Below are 6,999 nucleotides of genomic sequence, written 5' to 3' on the forward strand. Positions count from 1 at the left end.
TAAATGGCAGAAATCAGAGATCAATTAACACTGGTAGACCGATTTTCCAATACGCTGAATCGGTATGCAACCAAAATGAGTGCGTCCGCCAAGATGTCCAGAACGGCGGAGCGGCAGGTAACCGCGGCGAATACCAACATGGCAGGAACCACCAGCGCAGCAATGGTGTCCGCGGCAGAAAGCACGGTTAATTCCACGGTTGAAATCTCCGGTGCGACGCAGAACCTGATTGACCGCCTCGCCTCTGCGCAGGACGCATTGGCGCAGTCGTTTACCTCCGCACAGGCAGAACAGAACCTTGCGTCACTGGAGCGGCAGATGAAGCGTGTGGGGCTTGCTTGGACATCCACGGCGGCAGAGGAAGAATCCGCAATACTGCTGACCAGGGATAGCCTGAGTGATTTGGCACAGCAGGGGTTGATTACAGCAAACACCATTGCTCAGGGTGCGTATCAGGAAATGCAGGCGAGGCAGCAAGCGGCGGCTGCTGCGGCGGCAGAAAAAGCGGCTGCACGTCAGGCAGCGGAGGATAAAAAGGCCTTTGCCGAGGCGGAAAAGCTGACGGCTTGGCTGGTAAAAGAAACCGCTGCTGCACAGCGAGAAGAGGCTGCCGCGACGCGCGCTGCTTCTGCGGCGCACCAAGGCATTATAAGCCGATTGGCGCAGCATACCCAAGGTCTGATTAAAAACGCCATTGCCTCTGCCAAAGCGAGACAGGCTCACGACGCATTGGGGAATAAGCTGATGCGAATGGGAGCGCTCCTGTTCACCGCTCGCAGAATCATGCGGTTCCTCGCGGACACCATAGAACGTGCGCCGAACGGCATTCAGAAGTCGTGGAGCACAATGACCAACGGTCTTCGGGACACGCTGGCGAGGGGCTTTGTTTCCATGCTGAAAGCAATGCAGCCCGCGATGGATCGGTTTAACAAGTTCATGTCAAGCCCCGCGGGACAGCGCATGGCACGAGGGCTCCAAACGGCCATGAGTCTACTGGGTCAGGTTGTGGGGGTGGTTCTGGATAAGATCACCGCGCTGGGACAGTGGATCGGAAATAACTTTACGATGGTGATGGCGGTGGCGGGAGCGGCGGCACTGGCATATGCGGGCAGCATGACAGCCGCGGCGATAGCTACGATGGCTACACATTGGCCGCTGCTTCTCTTGATCGGGCTAGTCGTGGGCGCGATTGCAGGACTGCAAAAGGCCGGATTTACTGCGCAGGACATTTTTACCGGGATTGGGCAGGGTTTTGGGTGGCTTTACGCTTTTGTTTACAATCTGTTCGTAGACAGCTACAACCAAGTTGCAATCTTTGCAGAGTTTTTTGCAAACGTATTTAACGACCCGTTGGCCGCTGTCGGGCATTTGTTTTTTGATACCTTCGATAACGTCCTCGGGATCATTGAGACCGCGGCAAAGGCAATTGATAAATTGACTGGATCGAGTCTGGCTGCGGCTGTTACTGGGTTTAGGACCAATTTGCAGAAATGGACAGATGATACGTTCGGAAAGAACACCGTCACCATTGATCGCAAAGAGAAAATTAGCTACACGGACACCATGGCATCGTGGGGCGATAAATTTGGTTCCTTTGCGGACAAGTTCACCAACTTCTCCCTGGACCACACCACGGCGGCAGCACTCAAGAACATCGACAAGAATACTTCCGCAATCAGCAAAAACCTTTCTGACGAGGATTTGAAGTACCTCGAAGATGTGGCAATCCGGAAGTACGAGCGCAATTCCAGCGTCACCCTTGCACCGCAGATCAAAGTAATGATGCAGGGCAACGCGGATAAGTCTGCCGGATACGACGTCGCGAACGCCATTGCGGACATTCTGGCGCGGCAGGCGGCGTCCCATACCAGCTTGACAACGTAGGGGGTGTAAACCATGCCGAACCAGTACGGAATCTATCTGACGGCGGAGAACGTGACAATACGTTTTCCCATCAACCCGCAGGAGCTTTCGATTTCATACCCCCAGAACAACGAGACGTACAATGTGCTGGAGCTGGGCGAGATTGTTCAGCCAAGGAAACCCGGCCTTGCTAAAATCTCGTGGGATGATGGGTTACTTCCTGGAAGCCATAATTCCCCGTATGTTCTGACATCGGGAGATTTTAAAGCCCCGGAATTCTACATCAAATTTGTGAACCGCTGCAAGTTGCTTGGGACGGTCTGCACGCTGACGATTGATCGACGATACGAGGACGGCACGCCGTTTCACTCTGATTCCTTTTCGGTGGTGGTGGGCGATTTTACGCCCACGGAAAAGGGCGCGGAGACGGGGGATTTCTATTACTCCATCGCGTTTACGGAGTACCGGGACTATATCCCCGGCTCCGTGACGTTGGAGCAAAAGACCGCTTCCTCGGCAGTTGCGGTTACACAGACCCCGCGCGCAGTACCCACAGGTAAGTTGATTGTCGATGCAAAGGTCACGGTGACAGGAGCCTACTACTTCACCAGCGCCGGGGCCAACCCGCATGGGAACGGAAGCGGACGCACTGCGGTTGTGTCTCGGATATTGACCTCCGGGACCTATCCGGTTTTGCTTCGCACAACTGCCGGCGGCTTGCTTGGCTGGTGCAAAAAGGATGCGGTGAAGGTGCAATGACGTATTCCTTGCTTATTGAAAACCGCAACAGCGGGAGAATCTACGAGTGCGCCACGCTGACAAAAACCGTAACGCTTTCCACGAAGCGGACAGGCTCCCCGGCGTCCTTGACGTTTGACCTTCTGAAAGGCGGGGACTTGGCGTTCTTTGAAGGGGACCCGGTGCGTTTTTCTGTGGATGAGCAACTACTGTTCTACGGCTATGTGTTTATCAAGGAAAAAGACCGCTGGGGGAATATCTCTGTCACAGCATACGACCAAACGCGCTATTTACTGGCAAAGCAGTCATACCGTTTTTCGGGTGTGATGGCAGAAGGGATTATCCGACGTATCGCAAATGATTTCCAGCTTAGTGTAGGCTCGTTGGCAAGCACCGGATACACCATTCCATATCTGGATTTCGGGAGCGGCAAGAGCTGTCTGGATATCATTCAGAGCGCCTTGCAGCAGGTCACGGTGAACACTGGAAAAGTGTTTGTATTCTACGATGACGGTGGAGCATTGACACTGAAAGAATCTGCACAGTGGCGTTCCAGTGTGACCATCGGGGATGGTTCTCTTGCAACGGGCTACACCTACAAAACCGACATCGACAGTGATACATACAACGCGGTCAAGCTGGTGCGGCCTAACGAAAAGACCGGGCATGGTGATGCGTTCGAGGTTCGGGACAGTTCCACTATTCAGAAATGGGGCTTTTTACAGTATTACGATCAGGTGAACGAAGACCTCACCGACGCGCAAATCAAGTCCATGGCGCAGACCATGCTTGCCTATTACAACCGGGTGTTGCGGACGCTCTCTGTTGAATCGCTGGGCATCCCCGGCCTTCGGGCGGGGCAGATGATTTTTATTAAGATCAAGGACATGGGTGATATCTCGCTTTCCAAATATGTGATGCTGGAATCCGTGGAGCATACGTTCGAGGAAGGCAAGCACACGATGAAATTAGAAACCAGAGCGCTGAACGGAGATTGATATTTTGGATCTGATAGAAGTAATCCAGTCTATTACGCAAGGGGTCATGAAAGCCTCTGATCTTACCGATCTGTCAATCGGGACAGTTTCGAAGGTGTCTCCGCTGCAAATCACAGAAGAAAATGTAAGCGACCCGATTCCAGCGCAGGCGCTGCTTCTAACAGCTTCGGTCGTTGAAAAAAAGATTGCCGCACCGCGGCACACACATTCTATTGCAAAGTCATATCCCGGATGGGATACGCTTGAAGCTGCAATCGAGGATGCACTTGTAGATACGCAGTGCTACGAAGCTGGAAAGGCGCTCACGAATGAACCTGGATACATCACGCTAAACCAGGGGCTTGCGGTTGGAGATCGGGTCCTGATGCTCCGCGTATCCGGTGGGCAGCGGTATATTATCTTATCCAGAATTTTTGAGGGGGGCTGACCATGGCAATGCTTCCAACGGGGGCCACATTGGGGATGGAAGTCATCTTTGAAAGCTATCCGACAAGAACCTGGCACGTTGACCAGAACACATGGCGGGTCTCTGGATTTACGGATGAACTAAAGGCCATGGCGCAGGCAGTTCAGATTGCGCTGAATATCCGTCGGTTCCGGTGGCAGATATATACGCCCGATTCCGGGCACGAGATAGATGCCGAGGGATACGGCTTTGAGACGGCGCGGGTCCGGCTGACCAACCAAATCCGGGACGCTCTCTTGCAGGATGACCGAATTACGGACGTGGCCGACTTCACATTTACAGTGCCGGAGCCGGGAAGCATGGTTGCGGCCTTTACCGTGAAAACTATTTTCGGAGACCTTAGAACGGAGGCGACTGCGTGATTGATTTTTCTGACAAAAGCTTTTCGAATCTGCTCAAAACGATGCTGGGGAATGTCCCCGGCGACGTGGACAAGCGGGAGGAATCGCTAATCAATACGGCGCTTGGCCCTGCCGGATACGCGCTGGAGGATGCATACATAAATTTGGAGCAGATGCAGGCGGGAGCACATGTCCAGACGGCGGTCGGTTCCGATCTGGATGCCTGTGCCGCAGACATGGGGCTTTCCCGCAAAAGCGCGACGGCGGCGGTGAGACTGGGCGTATTCAACGTATCTGTTCCACTGGGGGCAAGATTTTCAACAAACGAAGCCAGCGCCGTCAGCTTGGTTGTAGCGGCTGTCTCTCCGGAATATCAGCTCACCTGCGAGACACCCGGTACGGTCGGAAATAACTACACCGGCGACCTCGCAGCAATTACCTATGTGGACGGGCTGACCGTGGCGCAGGTGACGGATATCCTAATCCCCGGAGAGGATGAAGAAAGAGACGATTCTCTCCGTTCTCGCTGCATTGACCACTTGAACAGCAATCCGTTCGGCGGAAATATTGCAAGTTACCGGGAATCAGTGGGGGCGATTGACGGCGTTGGCGGCGTACAGATTTATTCAACATGGGATGGCGGAGGAACGGTAAAGCTTTCTATTGCCGGTTCGGATGGTATGCCTGCCAGTGGTGAGCTAATAGATACTGTGCAAACCGCCGTCGACCCGACGCAGAATTCGGGGCAGGGCTACGGCCTCGCGCCAATCGGTGCGCAGGTGACCGTTACCGCGCCGACGGCGGTATCCGTAAATGCCTCCGCAACGGTCACCGTGGCAAACGGCTATACGCTGGCACAGCTGACGGAGTCTATCCAGACCGCAATTGGCCTGTACATCAAGACGGTGCGCGATTCGTGGGCCATGCCCATTACCGCCGGGGGAACGGACTATGCCTCTGTAATCTACCGAGCTAGAGTCATGACGGCGATTCTTTCTGTTACAGGCGTGGTCAATGTGACGGGCTTGCTTCTCAACGCTCTGGATGCCGACTTACAGCTTGTGGAAACCGGAGCGGAACAGCAGCTCCCGGTACTGGGGACGGTGACGCTGAATTGATGGACGCGAATTTGATTCAATATTTGCCGGACTGGTTCCGGCAGATCAAAGATTACCAGTATTTAATGCAAACGGAGACAGGCCAGTTCGAGATACTTGCTGCGTTGATTGATGCGGTGCACCAGAATTTCTATGTTTCCACAGCGGACGAGGGAACTATTTCTGACTGGGAAAATCTGCTCCACATCATTCCGAATACGCAAATAGAAACGCAGGACTTCCGGCGGGCAAGGATTATCAACCGGCTGTCCTATAACCCGCCGTTCACTCTGCCGTATCTCTATAACCGTCTTGATCTTCTGATCGGTAAGGGAAAGTGGGCTGTCACGGTCGACTACGGAAACTACACGCTCTATGTGGAAGCGGCGGCAGAAAATCAGGCGTGGGCGGGAGAAGTGCTGGCTACGATCAACACGATTAAGCCCTGTCACATTGTCTACACGTCCCGCCCGCTGCTCTCGGCTGCGCTGCGCATCAGCGAAACGGTTAGCTTAAGTAAGGCGGTTTACAACTATCGGCTTGCATATTGGGGGCTTGGGCAGCTCCCGTTTACCAGTCAGGAGAATTTGGGGGTGATTGTCACGGCAGACCAGAACACCATACAATCCGCGCTGCTGAATGGCGTCGCTTTGTTTACGGCGTCCGATGTGGCAAAGGCGCGAGTTAACGGCAGTGTTGAAATTACTGATTTTCTAGCAAAAGATGCATCCGGGGACACGGCGACCATTTCTTATGCGGTGGCGTCGGATCAGGCGGCTATCATCACGCAAATAGAACTGCTAAATGCCGCGGGGGATGTTTTGGAAAAGGCGCCTGTTTATATCCCGGTCAGCGAACCGGTTAATATCACCCACAGAATCCCGGTAAAGGAGGGGACAGCTTAATGGTAGACAAACCGATTGCATCTAATCTCCCGGCAGACTTACCTACCAACTGGCAGACAAATCAAATTGTCAGCCCCAACGGTACGGAGGTCGGCCTTGATACACAGCACGGATTCAATTATCTTGCAAAGCAGGTCAATGATGCGCAGGCGGGCGTGAACACGATCAACAATGCCTTTCCGGGACTTGCAGCAGCAAACCACACCCACACTCCGGCGCAGATCGGTGCGGACCCGTCCGGCAGCGCGGCGGCGGTGCAAGCAAACCTGAATGCCCACGCGGGCAATAAAAGCAATCCCCACGGGGTAACGCGCGGACAGATCGGCGCGGCGGCGGCGACTACCCTGACGGCCACTGTGCCGGTGGCATGGGGGGTATCCGGCGATTACTTTTATCAAAACGTCTCCGTGCCGGGGATGCTGGCCACGGATAATCCAATTGCGGATATCCTGCCGGGCGGCGACAACGCCGCCAACAAGCTGTACGCCGAGGCGTGGGGCAAGGTGCTGCGGGCGACGACCTATGACGGCGGCGTACAAATCTGGTGCACGGAAGCGCCCACCGTGGCATTCCCGGTGCAGTTTAAGGTGG

7 protein-coding genes and 1 pseudogene are annotated in these 6,999 nt (G+C 54.4%); all 8 read left to right on the top strand.

What is annotated here, in order from left to right; genetic code table 11:
- The first annotated feature begins 3 nt into the window (after nt 1-3).
- A complete protein-coding gene (locus tag RTU96_RS12900; RefSeq protein ID WP_312637034.1) occupies nt 4-1,884 on the top strand; it encodes a hypothetical protein in 1,881 nt (626 codons plus the stop codon).
- 12 nt (nt 1,885-1,896) lie between these two features.
- Nucleotides 1,897-2,622, top strand: a complete 726-nt coding sequence (locus tag RTU96_RS12905) for a hypothetical protein (RefSeq protein WP_312637035.1) — start codon at nt 1,897-1,899, stop codon at nt 2,620-2,622.
- Nucleotides 2,619-3,599 (top strand): hypothetical protein, encoded by a 981-nt coding sequence (locus RTU96_RS12910; protein WP_312637037.1) that lies wholly within the window; start codon nt 2,619-2,621, stop codon nt 3,597-3,599. The genes RTU96_RS12905 and RTU96_RS12910 overlap by 4 nt, the downstream gene beginning before the upstream one ends.
- A 4-nt stretch (nt 3,600-3,603) precedes the next feature.
- Nucleotides 3,604-4,026 (top strand): DUF2577 family protein, encoded by a 423-nt coding sequence (locus RTU96_RS12915; RefSeq protein ID WP_312637038.1) that lies wholly within the window; start codon nt 3,604-3,606, stop codon nt 4,024-4,026.
- A 2-nt stretch (nt 4,027-4,028) separates the two neighbouring features.
- Nucleotides 4,029-4,427 (top strand): DUF2634 domain-containing protein, encoded by a 399-nt coding sequence (locus tag RTU96_RS12920; protein ID WP_312637039.1) that lies wholly within the window; start codon nt 4,029-4,031, stop codon nt 4,425-4,427.
- Nucleotides 4,424-5,524 (top strand): baseplate J/gp47 family protein, encoded by a 1,101-nt coding sequence (locus RTU96_RS12925; RefSeq protein WP_312637040.1) that lies wholly within the window; start codon nt 4,424-4,426, stop codon nt 5,522-5,524. The genes RTU96_RS12920 and RTU96_RS12925 overlap by 4 nt, the downstream gene beginning before the upstream one ends.
- Complete coding sequence (locus RTU96_RS12930) at nt 5,524-6,408, top strand: putative phage tail protein (RefSeq protein WP_312637042.1); 885 nt, start codon at nt 5,524-5,526, stop codon at nt 6,406-6,408. Before RTU96_RS12925 ends, RTU96_RS12930 begins: the two co-directional genes overlap by 1 nt.
- Nucleotides 6,408-6,999, top strand: a pseudogene (locus RTU96_RS12935) (hypothetical protein); the annotation flags it as partial. The gene RTU96_RS12930 and the pseudogene RTU96_RS12935, both read left to right, overlap by 1 nt.

The sequence above is a fragment of the Oscillibacter sp. genome, assembly GCF_032018205.1.
Lineage (GTDB): Bacteria > Bacillota > Clostridia > Oscillospirales > Oscillospiraceae > Oscillibacter.